Origin of the sequence: Streptomyces sp. NBC_01431, assembly GCF_036231355.1 — a bacterium.
In the GTDB taxonomy this organism is placed as follows: Bacteria; Actinomycetota; Actinomycetes; order Streptomycetales; family Streptomycetaceae; genus Streptomyces.
In genome coordinates this window covers 5,758,505-5,775,878 of the sequence record NZ_CP109496.1, presented here as the reverse complement: position 1 = coordinate 5,775,878, position 17,374 = coordinate 5,758,505, and the positions used below count along the sequence as shown (strand labels likewise).

The 17,374-nt window shown below is 72.2% G+C and carries 16 protein-coding genes; 11 read left to right on the top strand and 5 right to left on the bottom strand.

All coding sequences use genetic code 11. The annotated features are described in order from the left end of the window. Positions 1-15 precede the first annotated feature (15 nt). Both OG522_RS26400 and OG522_RS26395 read left to right on the top strand, forming a co-directional pair. A complete protein-coding gene (locus OG522_RS26400; RefSeq protein WP_329465482.1) occupies positions 16-1,041 on the top strand; it encodes an ATP-binding cassette domain-containing protein in 1,026 nt (341 codons plus the stop codon). Then, on the top strand, positions 1,038-1,892 hold the full coding sequence (locus OG522_RS26395; protein ID WP_329465481.1) for an ABC transporter permease: 855 nt from the start codon (positions 1,038-1,040) through the stop codon (positions 1,890-1,892). Before OG522_RS26400 ends, OG522_RS26395 begins: the two co-directional genes overlap by 4 nt. 13 nt (positions 1,893-1,905) lie before the next feature. Here OG522_RS26395 and OG522_RS26390 read toward each other — a convergent pair whose 3' ends face one another. Beyond that, positions 1,906-5,241, bottom strand: a complete 3,336-nt coding sequence (locus OG522_RS26390; protein ID WP_329465480.1) for a BTAD domain-containing putative transcriptional regulator — start codon at positions 5,239-5,241, stop codon at positions 1,906-1,908. A gap of 220 nt (positions 5,242-5,461) precedes the next feature. Here OG522_RS26390 and OG522_RS26385 point away from each other — a divergent pair, with 220 nt between their 5' ends. Continuing rightward, complete coding sequence (locus OG522_RS26385) at positions 5,462-6,256, top strand: site-2 protease family protein (RefSeq protein ID WP_329465479.1); 795 nt, start codon at positions 5,462-5,464, stop codon at positions 6,254-6,256. On the opposite strand, the gene OG522_RS26380 is transcribed toward OG522_RS26385, so the two are convergent. Both OG522_RS26380 and npdG read right to left on the bottom strand, forming a co-directional pair. After that, positions 6,240-6,416, bottom strand: a complete 177-nt coding sequence (locus tag OG522_RS26380; RefSeq protein WP_329465478.1) for a hypothetical protein — start codon at positions 6,414-6,416, stop codon at positions 6,240-6,242. The genes OG522_RS26385 and OG522_RS26380 overlap by 17 nt on opposite strands. 129 nt (positions 6,417-6,545) lie before the next feature. Then, positions 6,546-7,259, bottom strand: coding sequence for an NADPH-dependent F420 reductase (npdG, locus tag OG522_RS26375; protein ID WP_329465477.1), 714 nt, complete (start codon positions 7,257-7,259; stop codon positions 6,546-6,548). A 96-nt stretch (positions 7,260-7,355) separates the two neighbouring features. Between npdG and OG522_RS26370 the strand changes: the two genes are divergently transcribed. Then, complete coding sequence (locus tag OG522_RS26370) at positions 7,356-7,958, top strand: hypothetical protein (protein WP_329465476.1); 603 nt, start codon at positions 7,356-7,358, stop codon at positions 7,956-7,958. Positions 7,959-8,034: 76 nt separating this feature from the next. Next, positions 8,035-9,333, top strand: coding sequence for an MFS transporter (locus OG522_RS26365; protein ID WP_329465475.1), 1,299 nt, complete (start codon positions 8,035-8,037; stop codon positions 9,331-9,333). Here the strand turns inward: OG522_RS26365 and OG522_RS26360 are convergent. Beyond that, a complete protein-coding gene (locus OG522_RS26360) occupies positions 9,330-9,560 on the bottom strand; it encodes a hypothetical protein (RefSeq protein ID WP_329465474.1) in 231 nt (76 codons plus the stop codon). The genes OG522_RS26365 and OG522_RS26360 overlap by 4 nt on opposite strands. Positions 9,561-9,638: 78 nt before the next feature. Here OG522_RS26360 and map point away from each other — a divergent pair, with 78 nt between their 5' ends. After that, positions 9,639-10,508, top strand: a complete 870-nt coding sequence (gene map, locus OG522_RS26355; RefSeq protein WP_329465473.1) for a type I methionyl aminopeptidase — start codon at positions 9,639-9,641, stop codon at positions 10,506-10,508. Positions 10,509-10,679: 171 nt separating this feature from the next. After that, positions 10,680-11,342, top strand: coding sequence for a biliverdin-producing heme oxygenase (locus OG522_RS26350; protein WP_329465472.1), 663 nt, complete (start codon positions 10,680-10,682; stop codon positions 11,340-11,342). 189 nt (positions 11,343-11,531) lie between these two features. On the opposite strand, the gene OG522_RS26345 is transcribed toward OG522_RS26350, so the two are convergent. Further along, a complete protein-coding gene (locus tag OG522_RS26345) occupies positions 11,532-12,218 on the bottom strand; it encodes a PhzF family phenazine biosynthesis protein (RefSeq protein ID WP_329465471.1) in 687 nt (228 codons plus the stop codon). A 209-nt stretch (positions 12,219-12,427) separates the two neighbouring features. Between OG522_RS26345 and efeO the strand changes: the two genes are divergently transcribed. Genes efeO through OG522_RS26325 form a run of 4 tightly spaced genes read left to right on the top strand, consistent with a single transcriptional unit; the run spans position 12,428 to position 16,705 of the window. After that, positions 12,428-13,573 (top strand): iron uptake system protein EfeO, encoded by a 1,146-nt coding sequence (efeO, locus tag OG522_RS26340; protein WP_329465470.1) that lies wholly within the window; start codon positions 12,428-12,430, stop codon positions 13,571-13,573. Positions 13,574-13,599: 26 nt separating this feature from the next. Beyond that, positions 13,600-14,862 carry an iron uptake transporter deferrochelatase/peroxidase subunit gene (gene efeB / locus OG522_RS26335; RefSeq protein WP_329465469.1) on the top strand — a complete coding sequence of 421 codons (1,263 nt, stop codon included), beginning with the start codon at positions 13,600-13,602 and terminating at the stop codon, positions 14,860-14,862. Between the two features lie 9 nt (positions 14,863-14,871). Further along, positions 14,872-15,846, top strand: coding sequence for an iron uptake transporter permease EfeU (gene efeU / locus OG522_RS26330; RefSeq protein WP_329465468.1), 975 nt, complete (start codon positions 14,872-14,874; stop codon positions 15,844-15,846). Then, on the top strand, positions 15,734-16,705 hold the full coding sequence (locus OG522_RS26325; RefSeq protein WP_329467745.1) for a hypothetical protein: 972 nt from the start codon (positions 15,734-15,736) through the stop codon (positions 16,703-16,705). Before efeU ends, OG522_RS26325 begins: the two co-directional genes overlap by 113 nt. The last annotated feature ends 669 nt before the right edge of the window (positions 16,706-17,374 follow it).

Sequence of the window (17,374 nt, the reverse complement as noted above, 5' to 3'; positions counted from 1 at the left end):
GGCACCTTGATGTCCATGACGCGAATCGACAAGAACCCCACCAAGGGCGGCGCGGGCAACGCCGTCTCCGTACGGGGGCTGGTGAAGCACTTCGGCGACACCAAGGCGCTGGACGGCGTCGACCTGGATGTCCGCGAAGGCACCGTCCTCGGTGTCCTCGGGCCCAACGGCGCCGGCAAGACCACCCTCGTCCGATGCCTGTCCACCCTGCTCGTGCCGGACTCCGGCACCGCCTTCGTCGCCGGGTACGACGTGGTGAAGCAGCCCCGCCAGCTGCGCCGCACCATCGGCCTGACCGGGCAGTACGCCTCGGTCGACGAGAAGCTGTCCGGCCGCGAGAACCTGTACATGATCGGCCGGCTGCTCGACCTGTCCCGCAAGGACGCGAGGGCCCGCGCCGACGAACTCCTGGAGCGCTTCTCGCTCACGGACGCCGCCAAGCGACCCGCGATGAACTACTCCGGCGGTATGCGCCGCCGGCTCGACCTGGCCGCCTCCATGATCGGCAACCCGTCCGTCCTCTACCTGGACGAGCCGACCACGGGCCTGGACCCGCGGACCCGCAACGAGGTGTGGGACGAGGTGCAGCGGATGGTCGCCGAGGGCGCCACGGTGCTGCTCACCACGCAGTACATGGAGGAGGCCGAGCAGCTCGCGAGCGAGCTGACGGTCATCGACCGCGGCAAGGTCATCGCCAACGGCAAAGTCAACGACCTGAAGGCGAAGGTCGGCGGCCGCACCCTGCAGGTCCGGCCCACCGACCCGGACCGGCTCGGCGCGATGGCCAGGGCCGTCACCGAGGCGGGTCTCGACGGGGTCTCCGGCACCCAGGTCGTCCCCGACGAGGGCGTCCTGAACGTCCCGATCCTCAGCGACGAGCAACTGACCGCGGTGGTCGCCCTGTTGGGCGCGCGCGGTTACGGCATCGCCCACATAGGCACCCACCTGCCCAGCCTGGACGAGGTGTTCCTGGCCATCACCGGCCACAAGACCGCCGACGCCCAGGACGGCAACCGTGAGATCGAGGAGGTCGCGGCATGAGCGGCACCACCACTGTCAACGCGCCTGCCCAGCAGGCCCCTTCGAGCCCGCGGCGGGCCGCCGGATCCGACGACGTACGGATCGGTCCGCGCGCGAACCTGCGCCACATCGGCGCCCTGGCGCGCCGCAACATGCTCCAGATCAAGGCCGACCCGGAGTCGATGTTCGACGCCGTGCTGATGCCGATCATCTTCGTGCTGCTCTTCGTGTACGTCTTCGGCGGCGCGATGTTCGGCAGTGGCAACCAGGGTGCGTACGTCAACTACCTGGTGCCGGGCCTGATGGCGATGATGGGCCTGAACATCGCCATGGCGGTCGGGACCGGCGTCAACGACGACTTCAAGAAGGGCGTGATGGACCGGTTCCGGACCATGCCGATCGCCCGGTCGTCCGTGCTCATCGCCAAGATAGTGGTCGAGATCGGCCGGATGCTGGTCGCCATCTCCATCCTCCTGACCATGGGCTTCATCCTGGGACTCACCATCAACACCTCGGTGTTCGGCCTGCTCGCCGCGGTCGGCCTGTCGGTGGTCTTCGGCGCGTCCCTGATGTGGATCTTCATCCTGCTCGGACTCACCATGAAGACGGCCCAGGCCGTCCAGGGAGTGGCCATGCTCGTGCTGATGCCGTTGCAGTTCGGCTCGTCGATCTTCGCCAGGCCGACCACGATGCCGGGCTGGTTGCAGTCCTTCACCGACTACAACCCGCTGTCCAACCTCGCGGACGCGGCCCGCGGTCTGATGACCGGCGGCCCGGTCGCCCACTCCGCGCTGATGACGCTGGCGTGGTCGGCGGGCATCACCCTGGTGATGGCGCCCCTGGCGGTCTCCAAGTTCCGCAAACGCACCTGATATTGACGACCCGTCAGCTGGACAGCCGGTTCTCGCGATCGCGCCGCGCGAGGGCGGTGGCCTCCTCCACGCGGAGGCCACCGCCTTCGGCGTACGCGGCCTCGTAGGCGGCGTCGTCGAGCAGGGCGCGGGTGACCCGTTCGACGGTCGCCCGGTTCTCCACCTGCGCCGGGGGCAGGAAGTGGCCCACCGGGAGCAGCGCGTCGTGCGCGCCGATCAGCCGCGCCGCGTCCAGGCCGTTGTCCCTGCCGCCGAACCCGGCGATCGCCCAGGCCGCGCTGACCAGGTGGACGTATGCCATCTCGGGCGCGACCATCTGCGAGAGCGGCTGCTGGGCCCGCTCCAGCGCGGTCAGCGCGTCGGCGAGCGCCTCGGTGAACCGGCCCTGCGCGTTGTCCAGCCAGGCCCGGATGCCCAGGACGAATCCCTCGAACAGGGCGAGGTTGGCGGCGAGGAACTCCCCCAGCATGATCTCGACCTGCTCACGGGCCTCCTCGTACCGCCCGGTGCGGGCGAGCCACGTGGTGAGGAAGAGCCGGGCCGCCGGACGCGCCTCGAAGCCCGCGTGCCGCTCGTCCGCGAGGATCTCGCGCAGCATGGCCTCACCGCGCTCGGCCTCGCCCGTCTCGATCAGGACGGAGGCGAGCCGGGCCCGCAGCAGGGTCACCTGCGCCTGGGCGCCGAGCTGCTCGGCGTAGCCGAGTGCGGCCGCGAAGTCCTCGGCGGCCGGACCGAATTCGCCCCGGCGCTCGCGTGCCTCGCCGCGCGCGCCCAGCGCCTCGGCGGCGCCCCACGCGTCCCCCAGGCGCCGGAACATCAGGAGGCTGGCGTCGGCGTCGGCGGTCGCGTCACCGGCCCATTGGGACCGGTTGGCCAGCACGTTGGCGCGCATCTGGAAGGCGGCGGCCAGCTCCCACTCGTAACCGAACTCCTCGCAGGCCTTGACGGTCACGTCGAGGACCTCCTTCAGCCTGGCCTGGTCGCCGGTGAGCACCACCGGGAAGAACCAGAGCGCGCCCGGGATCCGGCAGGTCTGCGGAAGTCCCGGCCGGTAGGCGGAGGTGATCGCGCGGAGCCGTTCGAGGGCGGCCGGTGTGGTCCACTGCTCCATCTGGTGCTCCATGGAGGCCAGTTGGACCAGCCGCACTCCGCGCCGCGCCTCCTGGAGCACGTCGGGGTCCATCGGCGGCGGGTTGTCGGTGCAGCGTACGTGCACCGGGGGCGCGGGCATCACGGGCGGCGCGAACGGGTCGGGCCCGAGCGCGGCCGCCTGCGAGGCCCAGTGGCGCGACTCGGGGCGCAGATCGCGCATCTGCCAGTACCAGACGAGGGCGTGCACCAGGCAGAGCGCCTCGTGCTCGTCGCGCAGCGCGATGGAGCGGCGCAGGGCGGTGCGCAGGTTCTCGTACTCCCGCTCCAGCGTGTCGATCGCGGCCCGCTGGGCGGGGCCGCGCAGTTCGGCGTCGCTGTGCCGGGCGAGTTCGCGGTAGTGCGTGAGGTGCCGGCGCTCGGCGCCGGCCCGGTCACCGGCGGCGTCCAGCCGCTCGCCCGCGTACTCGGCGACGGTCTCCAGGAGCCGGTAGCGCATCTCGCCGGAGTCGTCGGGCGCGGCCACGACGAGCGACTTGTCCACGAGGGAGCCGAGGACGGCGGGCACGTCGGCGACGGTGACGCGCGGCGCGCCGGGCGCCGGGGCCCGGTCGGCGCACACCTCTTCGGCCGCCGCCAGGCCGCAGCCGCCCGCGAAGACGGCGAGGCGGCCGAGCACCGCGCGCTCGGGGGCCTCAAGGAGGTCCCAGGACCAGTCGACCACGGCCCGCAGGGTCTGCTGGCGGGGCAGTACGGTGCGGCTGCCGCTGGTGAGCAGCCGGAAGCGGTCGTCAAGGCGATCAGCGATCTGACGTGGCGTCAGCATGCGGAGCCGGGCGGCGGCCAGTTCGATGGCGAGCGGCAGGCCGTCGAGGCGCCGGCAGATCTCGGCGACGGCCGCCGCGGTCCCCTCGTCGGCGTCAACCCGGAAGCCGGGGCTCGCCGCGGCCCCCCGGTCGGCGAACAGCCGCAGCGCGACGGGCGCGGGCAGTGGCTCGACGGGACGCACCAACTCGCCGGGTACGCCCAGGGGTTCGCGGCTGGTGGCGAGGACGACCAGACCGGGGCAGCGGGCCAGCAGGTACTCGGCGAGCTCGGCCGCGGCGCCGATGACGTGCTCGCAGTTGTCGAGGAGCAGCAGCATGCGGCGCGGCCCGCAGTGTTCGGCGAGCCGGACCACGGGGTCGTCGGCGTGCCGGTCGGCGGCCCTGAGTTCCTCGGCGCCGGCCGAGTGCAGCACCGTCTTGCGCGCGCCGACGGCGGTGAGCACCGCGGCGGGCACCCCGGCCGGGTCGTCCACGGGCGCGAGTTCGGCCAGCCACACCCCGTCCGGCCAGGCGGGCGCCGCGGCCTCGGCGACCTCCTGCGAGAGCCGGGTCTTGCCCGCCCCGCCGGGGCCGAGCAGGGTGACCAGACGGGCGGTTTCGAGGTCGCCGCGGATGTGCGCGAGATCGGCCTCGCGGCCGACGAACGAGGTGAGGCGGGCCCGCAGGTTGCCGTGCGCCGAGGCGGCCGCCGGCTCGGGTGCGGGCCGGGCCGCCGGGTTCAGCAACTCGGCGTGGATGGCACGGAGTTCGGGCCCGGGGTCGGCGCCGAGTTCCTCGGCGAGGGTGGCGCGCACGCTCTCGTACGCGGCGAGCGCCTGCGCGGGGCGGCCCGCGGCGCGCAGCGCCCGGATGCGCAGGGCGTGCAGCGGCTCGTCCAGCGGGTGGGTCTCGCACAGCGCGGTGAGTTCGGCGAGTGTCTCGCCGGGGCGGCCGAGCGCCAGGGCGGCGGTGAGGCGGAGCCGGCGGGCGTCCAGTCTGCGCGTCTCCCAGCGGGCCGCGAGGGCTTCGCGGTCGGGCAGGTCGGCGAGGGCGGGGCCGGCCCACAGCGCGAGCGCGTCGTCGAGCAGGGCCGCCGCCTTGGCCGGGTCGTCCTCGTCCAGGGAGCGGGCACCGTCGGCCGCGAGCCGCTCGAAGCGGTGCAGGTCGATGTCGTCGGACTCGGCGGCGAGCCCGTATCCGCCGCTCTCGGCGGAGAACACCGCCTCGTGGCCGAGCACCCGTCGCAGCCGTCCGACCAGCGCCTGTAGCGCGCCGGAGGCGTCGGCGGGCGGCTCGCCGTCCCACACCTCGTCCACCAGAACGCCCACCGGGACGGCTCGGCCGGGCCGCAGCGCGAGCACGGTCAGGAGCGCGCGCAGGCGCGCACCGCCGAGCGCGACGGGGCTGCCGTCGGGGCGGAAGGCCTGGGTGGTGCCGAGAATCCGGTAACGCACCCACCCATTCTCAACGACGCGGCGGGCGCAGCACTCCCTGGGCCCGGCCCGGGGCGGCCCGCCGGGCGCGGAACTCCCCCCGGTTGCGACCCGTTTGAGCCCACAACGGCGCGATCCATGCGCCGAAGAGCCTTCCCGGTCCGATTTTCAGGGCGCTCGTGGCCCCTGTACGGTCGGGCGCGACCCGCCGATCGTCCCCCGACCCCCTGGAGCCCCCGGCATGGCCACCGCATCCTCCCGCCACCCCGACCGGCGGATCAGTCCGGTCTTCCTCGGGATCGTCGCCGTGATGGCGGTCTCCGGGTGGGCGGTGTGGACGAGTTGGGCCGCCTCCCGGGGCCTGGCCGTCTTCCTGTTCGTGACGGCCGCCTGGGTCGTGTCGCTGTGCCTGCACGAGTACGCGCATGCCCGCACCGCGCTGCACGGCGGGGACATCACGGTCGGCGCCAAGGGGTATCTGACGCTCAACCCGCTGAAGTACACCCACGCGCTGCTGTCGATCGTGCTGCCGGTGATCTTCGTGATCATGGGCGGCATCGGTCTGCCCGGTGGCGCCGTCTTCATCGAGCGGGGGCGGATCCGGGGCCGCTGGCGGCACAGCCTGATCTCGGCGGCGGGCCCGCTCACCAACGTCCTGTTCGCGATCGTGTGCACGGCCCCGTTCTGGCTGCACGCACTGGACGGGGTGCCCGTCGACTTCCGCGTCGCGCTGGCGTTCCTCGCGCTGCTCCAGGTGACGGCCGCGCTCCTGAACTTCGTGCCGGTGCCGGGCCTGGACGGCTACGGGATCATCGAGCCGTGGCTGTCGTACCAGGTGCGGCGCCAGGTCGAGCCGTTCGCGCCGTTCGGACTGCTCGCGGTGTTCGGGCTGCTCTGGATCCCGCAGGTCAACGAGGAGTTCTTCCGCCTGGTCTACGCACTCCTGGACGGGCTCGGGGTGTCCGACCTGGACGCGGCCACCGGCCGCAGCCTCTACCAGTTCTGGCCGGACCTCTCGTTCACTTCCCCGCGCTAGCGAGCCGCCCCTTGCGCAGGTAGTACCACGTCATGTTGGACGAGAGCCCGGCCAGCAGGACCCAGATGATCCCGAGCCAGCTGCCCTGCACGAAGGAGACCACTGCCGCGGCGACGGCGAGGACACAGACGACGAGGGCGTACAGAGCGAGGCGGGGCATGGGGGTCGGCTCCTGTCGGGTACTTCGGCTGCTTCGGCACTGATGCCGTACGAGGCGGATACGGGTAGGAAAAGGACGGCGAGTGCCGCCCGGCACTCGCCGTCCAGTGTCCCCCATCGCCGGCGGCGCCTACACGTCGGTGAGGCGCAGTCCCGCGTGGGCCTTGTAGCGGCGGTTCACCGAGATCAGGTTGGCGACGAGCGACTCCACTTGGTGGGCGCCCCGCAGCCGCCCGGCGAAGACGCCGCGCATGCCGGGGATACGGCCGGCCAGCGCCTGCACGAGGTCGGTGTCGGCACGGGTCTCGCCGAGCACCAGCACGTCCGTGTCGATCTGCTCGATCGAGGCGTCCTGGAGCAGGACGGCCGACAGGTGGTGGAAGGCCGCGGTCACCCGCGAGTCGGGCAGCAGGGCGGCGGCCTGCTGGGCGGCGCTGCCCTCCTCGGGCTTGAGGGCGTACGCGCCCTGCTTGTCGAAGCCGAGCGGGTTGACGCAGTCGATCACGAGCTTGCCCGCGAGCTCCGCGCGCAGCGATTGAAGCGTCTTGGCGTGCCCGTCCCAGGGCACGGCCACGATCACGATGTCGCTGCGCCGCGCGCACTCGGCGTTGTCGGCGCCCTCGATACCCAGGCCCAGTTCGTCGGCGGCCGTCCGCGCCCGCTCGGCTGCCCGCGAGCCGATGATCACCTTCTGGCCGGCTCGGGCGAGGCGGTAGGCGAGGCCGCGGCCCTGGTCGCCGGTGCCGCCGAGCACGCCGACGACGAGGCCGGAGACGTCCGGAAGGTCCCAGGGGTCCCTGGCGGCGGGCTTCGGCGCGTTCCCAGCATTGTCAGTGGAAGTCATGAGGGCGACCCTACTCGGCCGTAGCGGGGCCCTCCTTCGGATGAGGAAGCCCCGTTCGGGCCCCACCGTGCGCGGGATGCGGCAGGATGCCGGGCCATGGACGCCGTACGGGTCGCAGTGCTGCGGGAAGTGCTCGCCGGGACGGAGTGGCTGCGGGCCACCCGCCGGTTCGCGGGCGTGCTGCGGGCCTCCGTCGTACCGCACGGCGGCGGTCTGCTCCTGGTCGGGACCGAGCGGTACGAGCCGTGGCACCTGGCCGCCCACCTCACCGACGAGGCCGCCTGGTCGGGGCTGCCCGAGCTGAGCCCGACCCTGGTGCGCCACCGCACCGAGCCGGGCGGGCCGCCGCATCTGTCGGTGGGCCTGGGCCGTCTGGAGGCGGCCCGGCGCGGCGAGACCCTGCTCCTGGTGGCGCCGCAGCGGCCCGTCGAGGGCCTGCTCGAACGCGTCCACGACGCGCGGCGGGCGGGGGCCACCGTTCTCGCCCTGGACGGCGGCGACCGCGAGGTGCGGGGTCTGGTCCACGAGTGCCTGACCGTGGCGCCGGACGCCGAACTCGACCTGGACACCGTTCAGCACCTGGTCAGCGCGGCCGCGGGCGAGAACACCCTGCCGGCGCAGCGCGGCCCGCGCCGCCTGCGCGACCGCCTCACCAGGCTGGCCGACCAGCTGACGGCCCCGCCGCCAAGACGCTGGTGAGCGGCCGCCGGTAGACCCCGGCGCGCACCGGAAATTCGTTTGCGCGCGGCAGCTCCGGCCCGGAGCATGACCGCTCGTGCCCGACCAACCCCGCGCATCCCGCCTGCGCTCGATACTCCCCGACCTCGCCCCCTGGCGTGCCTCAGCCGACTTCCGGCTGCTCTGGGTGCAGGGCCTGATCACCAACTTCGGCAGCTTCATGGCGATGGTCGCCCTGCCGCTCCAGATCAAGGAGCTGACCGACTCGCCGCTGGCGGTGGGCGCCATGGGCGCGGTGGAACTGGTCCCGCTGGTCGTCTTCGGCCTGTACGGCGGCGCCCTCGCGGACGCGGTGGACCGCCGCAAGGTGATCCTGGGCACCGAGGCGGGCCTCGGCCTGCTCGCGCTGGTCCTGCTGGTCAACGCGCTGCTGCCGGGCCCCATGCTCTGGCCGCTGTACGTGGTGGCCGCGGGCGTCTCGGCACTGGCCGGCCTCCAGCGCCCGGCGCTCGACTCGCTGATGGCCCGGATCGTCCCGCACGACCAGCTGACGGCGGCCGCGGCCCTCAACGCCCTGCGCTGGCAGCTCGGCGCGATCGCGGGACCTTCCCTCGCGGGCCTGGTCGTGGCGTACGCCGGCACGGCCACGGCGTACGCCACGACCATCGGCACGTTCACCGTGTCGGTAGTGATGTGCGCCCGGCTGACCCCGGCGCCGCCGGCCCATGACGCCGAGAAGCCCTCGCTGCGCGGGATCGCGGAAGGCGCCCGCTACGCGTGGTCGCGCCCGGTGCTGCTCGGGACGTACGCCGTCGACCTGGCCGCGATGTTTTTCGCCTTCCCGAACGCGATCTTCCCGTTCCTCGCCGACAGCCTGCACGCCGACTGGTCGCTGGGGCTGATGTATGCGGCGGGCTCGGTCGGTTCGGTGCTGCTGAGCCTGACCAGCGGATGGACCTCGCGGGTGCGGCGGCACGGCCTTTTCGTGGTGGTCGGGGCGGTCGTCTGGGGCGCGGCGATGGCCGGGGCGGGCCTTTTCGGCAACGTATGGCCGGTGCTGGCCTGCCTCGCGGTGGCGGGCGCCGGCGACATGCTGAGCGGGCTCGGCCGCTCCACGATCTGGAACCAGACGATCCCGGAGGAGCTGCGCGGCCGCCTGGCCGGCATAGAGGTGCTCTCGTACAGCGTCGGTCCGCAGCTCGGCCAGGTCCGGGCGGGCGCGATGGCCGGCTGGACCGGGACGAGGGCGGCGGTGTGGTCGGGCGGCCTGGCGTGCCTGGCGTCGGTGGGGCTGCTCGCCGCGGTCCTGCCGAAGCTGGTCACCTACGACTCGGCGACCGACGAGGACGCGGCCAGCCGCCGTGCCGCCAAGGAGGCCGCCTCCCCAGTGGTCTAGTCGTCACCGCCCTGCGGCGCCGACTTGTCGTGCCACTTCGGGTCGTTCTCCCACTCCAGGTTCCGCTCCTGCGCGTTCTGCATGGCGTGCTCGGCCTCCTCGCGGCTCGTATAGGGCCCGAAGCGGTCCTTGGCCGGGCAGTCGGGGCCCTCCTCGACCTTGTGGTGGACCAGGCAGTAGTACCACTCGCCGGGTTTGCCGACGGTGCGCTTCTTGAACAGAGCCATGGAGTGCCTCTTCCCTGGGACAGTGGCCGTGGGCCTCAAGGCCATGCTGCCCCACACCCGCTCGATAGACTCGCCGGCATGTCTGGCCAGCCGAAGTCGCAGTCCCTGCTCACGCCCGGGGAGATCTCTCCGGCCCGTTCCGTCCCGGGCAACATCCGGCGTCCCGAGTACGTCGGGAAGCCCATGCCCACGCCGTACACCGGCCCCGAAGTGCAGACCGCCGAAACGATCGAGCTGATGCGGATCGCGGGCCGGATCGCGGCGCGGGCGATGGAGGAGGCGGCCAAGCACATCGCGCCGGGGGTCACCACGGACGAACTGGACCGGGTGGCCCACGAGTTCATGTGCGACCACGGCGCCTACCCCTCGACGCTCGGCTACCGCGGCTTCCCCAAGTCGCTGTGCTCCTCGGTCAACGAGGTCATCTGCCACGGCATCCCCGACTCGACCGTCCTGAAGGACGGCGACATCGTGAACCTGGACGTGACCGCGTACATCGGCGGCGTGCACGGCGACAACAACGCCACCTACTTCTGCGGGGACGTCGACGAGGAGTCGAAGCTGCTCGTCGAGCGGACCCGGGAGTCCCTGGACCGCGCCATCAAGGCGGTCCGGCCCGGCCGCCAGATCAACATCATCGGCCGCGTCATCGAGTCGTACGCCAAGCGCTTCAACTACGGCGTCGTCCGGGACTTCACGGGGCACGGGATCAGCACGGCCTTCCACTCCGGTCTGATCGTGCCGCACTACGACGCCCCGCACGCCACGACCGTGATCAAGCCCGGCATGACCTTCACCATCGAGCCGATGCTCACGCTGGGCACCCATGAGTACGACATGTGGGAGGACGGCTGGACGGTCGTGACCAAGGACCGCAGGCGGACCGCCCAGTTCGAGCACACCCTGGTGGTCACGGAGACGGGCACGGAGATCCTCACCCTGCCGTAGGTCCGCGCGCCGTAGTGCGCCGCGCGCCCTGGGCCGCGCGGCGCCTTTTTTCGCTCCGTGTTGCGTCCGGGCCCCAGCGGGTACATGTTTACCGACAGGACGTCGGGAACCCGTTGGCCCAGCTCTGCCGCGGTTCCGGTGGTTCCCGCACCCGGTCCCCGGAGGCCCGCCTTGACCACGACCGCGACCACGCCGTTCTCCACCCTGATCCGCACGGCCTCGCACGAGCAGCACATCGAGGCGGAGACGTCGACGTTCATGGGTGATCTGCTTGGTGGCCGGCTCGGCGTACGGGCGTACGCCCGCTACACCGAGCAGCTCTGGTTCGTGTACCGGGCCCTGGAGGAGGGCGCCTCGGCGCTCGCCAACGACCCGGTGGCGGGGCCCTTCATCCGCCCCGAGCTGATGCGCACCGCCGCACTGGAACGGGACCTCGCCCATCTGCGCGGCGCGAACTGGCGGCACACCACCACCCCGCTCCCGGCGACAACCGCCTACGCCGGGCGCGTCACCGAGTGCGCGCGCACCTGGCCCGCCGGATACGTGGCGCACCACTACACCCGCTACCTCGGCGACCTCTCGGGCGGCCAGATCATCCGCGACAGGGCGGAGCGGACCTGGGGCTTCGCGCGCAAGGGCGACGGCGTACGGTTCTACGTCTTCGACCGGATCCCCAACCCGGCCGAATTCAAGCGGAGTTACCGCGAGCTGCTCGACGCGGTCCGGGCGGACGACCTGGAGAAGCAGCGGATCGTGGCCGAGTGCAAGCGCGCGTTCGCGCTGAACACGGCGGTGTTCCGGGAGCTGGGCCAGGAGTTCCCGCTCAGCGCGTGACGCGCCGCGGGGGGGGGCAAGTTTTCGGGTGCGGGTCAGCCGTTGGTTTGCGCCGTTCCCCGCGCCCCCTGCCGGACCCAAAGCCGGGTGCGGGTCTCGTTCGGTTGCTCGCGCCGTTCCCCGCGCCCCTTGCCGGGCCCAAAGCCGGGTGGGGGTTTCATTCGGTTGCTCGCGCCGTTCCCCGCGACTCTAAAGGCTTCGCGCAAGGCCTCGGGTGACAGAGCGTTCCAACCTCACGCGCCCGCCCAGCTCGATCGTGCCGTCCGGGCCCGGGGCGGTGAGGAGCTGGGAGCCGCGGCCCTGCCTGATGTTCAGGGCCCGGCCGAGCTGCTGGGTGAGCAGCAGGGCGGCGGCGCCGGTCGCCTCGTCCTCGTCGATGCCGTCGCCGCGCCCGGGGAAGCCCCGCGCCCGCACCCGCCCGGCGGCCTCGTCCTCCCAGCCCCAGGCGTACACCCACTCCCCGGGCTCGGGCACGGCGAGCGCGTCGACCTCGGCGGCCGAGGCGTACTGACGGAGCGTGCGCGGGGGCGCCCACTGCGCGCGGGCGGTGATCCAGGTGAACTCGCCGTCCTGGCGGGCGAAGACGTCGCCGACGGGCAGTTCAAGGAGGTCCAGGTCGAGCAGCCAGGCGACGCCGACCAGCGGGTGCCCGGCGAAGGGCAGCCGGAGGGTGGGGGTGTGGATGACGACGGTCCCGCGCTCGGGGTCGTCCACGAACACGGTCTCGCTGAAGCCGAGTTGACGCGCGAGCTCCTGCCGGTCGGCGGCACCGGGCACGGCCGCGCCCTCGCGCACCACGCCGAGGGCGTTGCCGTGCCGCCCGTCGGGCCCGCAGAAGACGTTGAGCACGTCGATCAGTACGTCGAGTTCCGTCACGCGTGCATTGAAGCAGCAGAGAGCGCCGAACCTCCCGGCCGGGGCTCCTCGCCCGCCCCCGGCACCAGGACGCAGGACGGCCGGCCCGTGACGGGGCCGTGACCGGTGAGAGCTGAATCACTCACCCCATGGACATAGGTGAGGTAAGGCTCGGTTAAGTTAGGTTCGCCTCAGTCGGCCTGTCGACCCTGATCCAGCGTGGAGCCCGCATGCGACCCGTCCGTACCTCCGTAGTCACCGCCGCCGCTGCCGTGGCGGCCCTGACCGCCGTCACGGGCTGCGCCGACAAGAGCGACGCCAAGGGCGCCAGCGCCGGTGACGCGATCCAGGTGACCGCCACCGACGACTCCTGCAAGCTGTCGAAGACCGAGTTCCCGGCCGGCCACGTGAAGTTCGACGTGGAGAACAAGGGCTCCAAGGTCACCGAGGTCTACCTCCTCTTCCCCGACGACCGCATAGTCGCCGAGCGCGAGAACATCGGCCCCGGCCTCAACCAGCAGCTCACCGCCGAGGTCAAGGCCGGGTCGTACGAGGTCGCCTGCAAGCCCGGCATGAAGGGCGACGGCATCCGCCAGAAGGTCACCGTCACCGGCGGCACCGCCGTCAAGCGCAACCCGCAGCTGGACACCGCCGTCGCCGAATACCGCAAGTACGCGCAGGAGCAGGCCGACGAGACGCTGCCCAAGGTCAAGGTCTTCACGGACGCGGTGCGGGCCGGTGACGTGGACGCAGCGAAGAAGGCGTTCGCCCCCTCGCGCCTGGGCTGGGAGCGCACCGAGCCGGTCGCCGAGTCCTTCGGCGACATCGACCCGAAGACCGACACCCGCGAGGACGGCCTGGAGAAGGGCCAGAAGTGGACCGGGTGGCACCGCCTGGAGAAGTCGCTGTGGGTCGACAACAAGATCGGCGACGAGGAGAAGGGCCTGGCCACCGAGCTGGACAAGGACCTGACCGACTGGCAGAAGCGGGTCGGCACCGCCGAGATCACCCCGACCTCGATGGCCAACGGCGCCAAGGAACTCCTCGACGAGGTCGCCACCGGGAAGATCACCGGTGAGGAGGACCGCTACAGCCACACCGACCTGTCCGACTTCAAGGGCAACGTCGAGGGCGCCCAGAAGGCGTACGAGCTGCTCAAGCCGGTCGCCGCGAAGAACGACCCGGCCCTCGCCACCGAGCTGGACAAGCAGTTCGCGGCCCTGAACACGCTGCTCGACAAGTACCGCACCGACAAGAACTCCTACGACTTCACCGCGTACGACAAGGTCGGCGAGAGCGACCGAAAGCAGCTCTCGGACACCGTCAACGCGCTCGCCGAGCCGCTGTCCAAGCTCGCCGCGGCCGTCGCGAAGTAAGACCCGGAGCCAGGAGGAGATTCGTCATGAGCGACACGACCGAGGCCACCGGGCCCGGCAGGTCACCGTCCCGCCGGGCGCTGCTCGGCTGGGGCGGCGCGGGACTCGCGCTCGGCGCGGCCGCGGCCGGCGGCACCGTCGCCGTCGTGAAGAGCGGCGGGAGCGACGCGGTGCCCGCCGCGGACACGGGCGCCGCGGTGCCGTTCCACGGCGACCACCAGGCGGGCATAGCCACCGCCGTCCAGGACCGGCTGCACTTCGCCTCGTTCGACGTGACGACCAAGGACCGCGCCGAACTCGTCCAGCTCCTCAAGGACTGGACGGCGGCCGCCGCCGCGATGACCGAGGGCAAGGCCGTCGGCCAGGGCGCGTACGGCGGTCTCGCCGAGGCGCCGCCGGACGACACGGGCGAGGCGCTCGGCCTCAAGCCGTCCCGGCTCACCCTGACCTTCGGCGTCGGCCCCTCCCTCTTCGCCAAGGGCCGCTTCGGACTTGAGTCCCGGCGCCCCGAGGCGCTGGTCGACATCGAGCAGTTCCCCGGCGACAACCTCGACGCGGCCCGCAGCGGCGGCGACCTGTGCGTGCAGGCCTGCGCGGACGACCCGCAGGTCGCGGTGCACGCGATCCGCAACCTGGCCCGCATCGGCATGGGCAAGGTCGCCGTCCGCTGGTCGCAGCTCGGCTTCGGCAAGACGTCGTCCACGACGCCGGACGCCCAGACCCCGCGCAACATGATGGGCTTCAAGGACGGCACCCGGAACGTCTCGGGAACCGACACCAAGGCCCTCGACCAGCACGTCTGGGTCGGCGAGAAGGACGGCACCGACTGGATGACCGGCGGCTCCTACCTGGTGGCCCGCCGCATCCGGATGCACATCGAGACCTGGGACCGCACCTCGCTCCAGGAGCAGGAGGACGTGTTCGGCCGCGACAAGGGCGAGGGCGCCCCGGTCGGCAAGTCCAAGGAGCGCGACGAGCCGTTCCTGAAGGCGATGAAGCCGACCGCGCACGTCCGCCTCGCACACCCCGACTCGAACGACGGCGTACGGATCCTGCGCCGCGGCTACTCCTTCACGGACGGCACGGACGGCCTGGGCCGTCTGGACGCGGGCCTGTTCTTCCTGGCCTACCAGCGCGACGTGCGCAAGGGCTTCCTCCCGCTCCAGCGCAGTCTGGCCCGCCACGACGCGCTCAACGAATACATCCAGCACGTGGGTTCGGCGATTTTCGCGATCCCGCCGGGCGTCCGCGACAAGGGCGACTGGTGGGGCCGGGGACTCTTCGGCTGAGAGGACGACATGTTCGCCAACTATCTGATCGGCCTGCGCGAAGGGCTTGAGGCCAGCCTGGTCGTCTGCATCCTGGTCGCGTACCTGGTGAAGACCGACCGCCGCGACGCCCTGAAGCCGGTGTGGATCGGCGTGGCCGTGGCCGTCGTCGTGGCGTTCGCGTTCGGCGCCGGGCTCGAATTCGGCTCGCAGGAAATGACGTTCAAGGCCCAGGAGGCGCTCGGCGGTTCGCTGTCGATCATCGCGGTGGGCCTGGTCACCTGGATGGTGTTCTGGATGCGGCGCACCGCGCGGCACCTGAAGACCGAGCTCCAGGGCAAGCTCGACTCGGCGCTGCGCATGGGCACCGGGGCGCTGGTGGCGACCGCGTTCCTGGCGGTCGGCCGCGAGGGCCTGGAGACCGCGCTGTTCGTGTGGACGTCGGTGCACGCGGCCGGCTCCGAGAACGGCACGGCCCAGCCGATGATCGGTGCCCTGCTCGGCCTGGCCACCGCGGTGTTCCTCGGCTGGCTGTTCTACCGCGGCGCGCTGAAGATCAACCTCTCGAAGTTCTTCACGTGGACCGGCGGCATGCTGGTGGTCGTCGCGGCGGGCGTCCTCGCGTACGGCGTGCACGACCTCCAGGAGGCCGACTTCGTCGCGGGCATCAACTCCAAGGCCTTCGACGTCAGTTCGGCCATTCCGCCGGACAGCTGGTACGGCACCCTCCTCAAGGGCGTCCTCAACTTCCAGCCCGATCCGACCGTCGTCCAGGTCATGGTGTGGGCCCTCTACCTGATCCCCACGCTCGTGTTCTTCTTCGCCCCGGTAGGGTTCCGGAAGTCCGTGGGGACTACGAGGGTCGAGGGGCAGAAGGCGGTTCATGAGACGGGTGAGTCGGCTGGTGGCGGGGCTCGCGACGGCGACCGTACTGACGGTGACCGCGAGCGGCTGCGTGACGGTGCACGGGGAGCGGGAAGTCGTACCCTCGGCGACGAAGGCTGAGGCCGCCCAGGCACTCGCCGACTTCACCGACGCCTACAACAAGGCCGACAAGGCCTACGACCCGGCCCTGGACGCGGGCCGGGTCACCGGCGCGCTCGGCGCCACCAACCAGGCAGGCCTCAAGGCGCGCCATGTGACCGACCCGGGCGGCAACAGCCAGCACTCGCCGCTGACGCTGACGGACGCGAAGTTCACGATCCCCAAGCAGGCGGGCTGGCCGCGCTGGTTCGTCGCCGACACCGACTCCAACCGGGACCGTGACGACAAGGGCCCGGACGACACCCGCTGGCTGCTGCTCTTCATACGCGGTGGCCCGGACCAGGTGTGGAAGGCCGCCTACCTGTCGGTCCTGGGCGCCACGGCCGTGCCCGCCTTCAAGACGGACAAGGACGGCTGGGCGGAGCCGGTGAGCCCCGACGACCCCTCGCTCGTGCTCGCCCCGAAGGACCTCAGCGCGGACTACGCCTCGTACCTCCAGGACGGGAAGCCGCCGGCGTTCGCGGACGGCCAGCACACCAGCGGCTGGCGCGAGGCGCGCCGCAAGAACGCGGTCAGCTCCGGCCGGATCACCCAGTTCATCGACCAACCCCTGACCGACGGCGACTTCGCGCCGCTGGGCCTGCGCACGGCGGACGGCCAGGCGCTGGTCTTCTTCTCGACCCGCCACTTCGAACGCCAGACGGCGGCGAAGGGCGTGGCCCTGAACATCACCCCCGACGAGAAAGCCCTCCTGACCGGCCAGGTCAAAACCTCCCTGACCAGAGAGTGGATCTCCAACGAACTGGCCCTGATCCCACCCCAGGGCCGAACGGTGGTGGCGAACATGGTGGAGGGCTTGATCTCAACGAAGGGCGAGTAATCCCGTGAGGGGCCCCCGGCGAACCGATCCCGGGGCGAAGCCCGCGGGGCCCCAGGGGTCCGGGGCGCAGCCCTCCGTGGAGGTCCGGGGCGCAGGCCCCGCGGGGTCCGGGGCGCAGCCCCGTGGGGGGTCCCGGGGGGCCAAGCCCGTGGGGTCCGCAGCCCCGAGAGGCCGAGGAGGCGCAGTCCGCGAAGGCGTCCAAAGGGCAGCGCGTAAGGCGGCCGCGGACCGCAACCCCGTCAAGGCGCCCGGGGCGCAGGCCCCGAGGCGGTCCGGGGCGCAGCCCGAGGGAGTCCAGGGGCACAGGCCCCGAGGGGGTCCGAGGGCACAGGCCACTTGGGGGCCCAGGGGCGCAGGCCTGTGGGAGTCCAGGGGCACAGGCCCCGAGGGGGTCCGAGGGCACAGGCCACTTGGGGGCCCAGGGGCGCAGGCCTGTGGGAGTCCAGGGGCACAAGCCCCGAGGGGGTCCGAGGGCACAAGCCACTTGGGGGCCCAGGGGCGCAGGCCTGTGGGAGTCCAGGGGCACAAGCCCCGAGGGAGTCCAGGAGGCGCAGGCCCCGAGAGGGTCCGGGGCGCAGCCCCGGGGAGCAACCTTCAGCTTCCTTACCCCCCACCCCCGGAGGGTTTCGGGAAGGGGCGGGATGGGGAACTCGCGCCGAAGGCGCCCAC

Coding starts and splice junctions, on each gene's coding strand:
- OG522_RS26400 (WP_329465482.1), top strand. CDS start 16: ATGACGCGAATCGACAAGAACCCCACCAAGGGCGGCGCGGGCAACGCC.
- OG522_RS26395 (WP_329465481.1), top strand. CDS start 1,038: ATGAGCGGCACCACCACTGTCAACGCGCCTGCCCAGCAGGCCCCTTCG.
- OG522_RS26385 (WP_329465479.1), top strand. CDS start 5,462: ATGGCCACCGCATCCTCCCGCCACCCCGACCGGCGGATCAGTCCGGTC.
- OG522_RS26380 (WP_329465478.1), bottom strand. CDS start 6,416: ATGCCCCGCCTCGCTCTGTACGCCCTCGTCGTCTGTGTCCTCGCCGTC.
- npdG (WP_329465477.1), bottom strand. CDS start 7,259: ATGACTTCCACTGACAATGCTGGGAACGCGCCGAAGCCCGCCGCCAGG.
- OG522_RS26370 (WP_329465476.1), top strand. CDS start 7,356: ATGGACGCCGTACGGGTCGCAGTGCTGCGGGAAGTGCTCGCCGGGACG.
- OG522_RS26360 (WP_329465474.1), bottom strand. CDS start 9,560: ATGGCTCTGTTCAAGAAGCGCACCGTCGGCAAACCCGGCGAGTGGTAC.
- map (WP_329465473.1), top strand. CDS start 9,639: ATGTCTGGCCAGCCGAAGTCGCAGTCCCTGCTCACGCCCGGGGAGATC.
- efeO (WP_329465470.1), top strand. CDS start 12,428: ATGCGACCCGTCCGTACCTCCGTAGTCACCGCCGCCGCTGCCGTGGCG.
- efeB (WP_329465469.1), top strand. CDS start 13,600: ATGAGCGACACGACCGAGGCCACCGGGCCCGGCAGGTCACCGTCCCGC.
- efeU (WP_329465468.1), top strand. CDS start 14,872: ATGTTCGCCAACTATCTGATCGGCCTGCGCGAAGGGCTTGAGGCCAGC.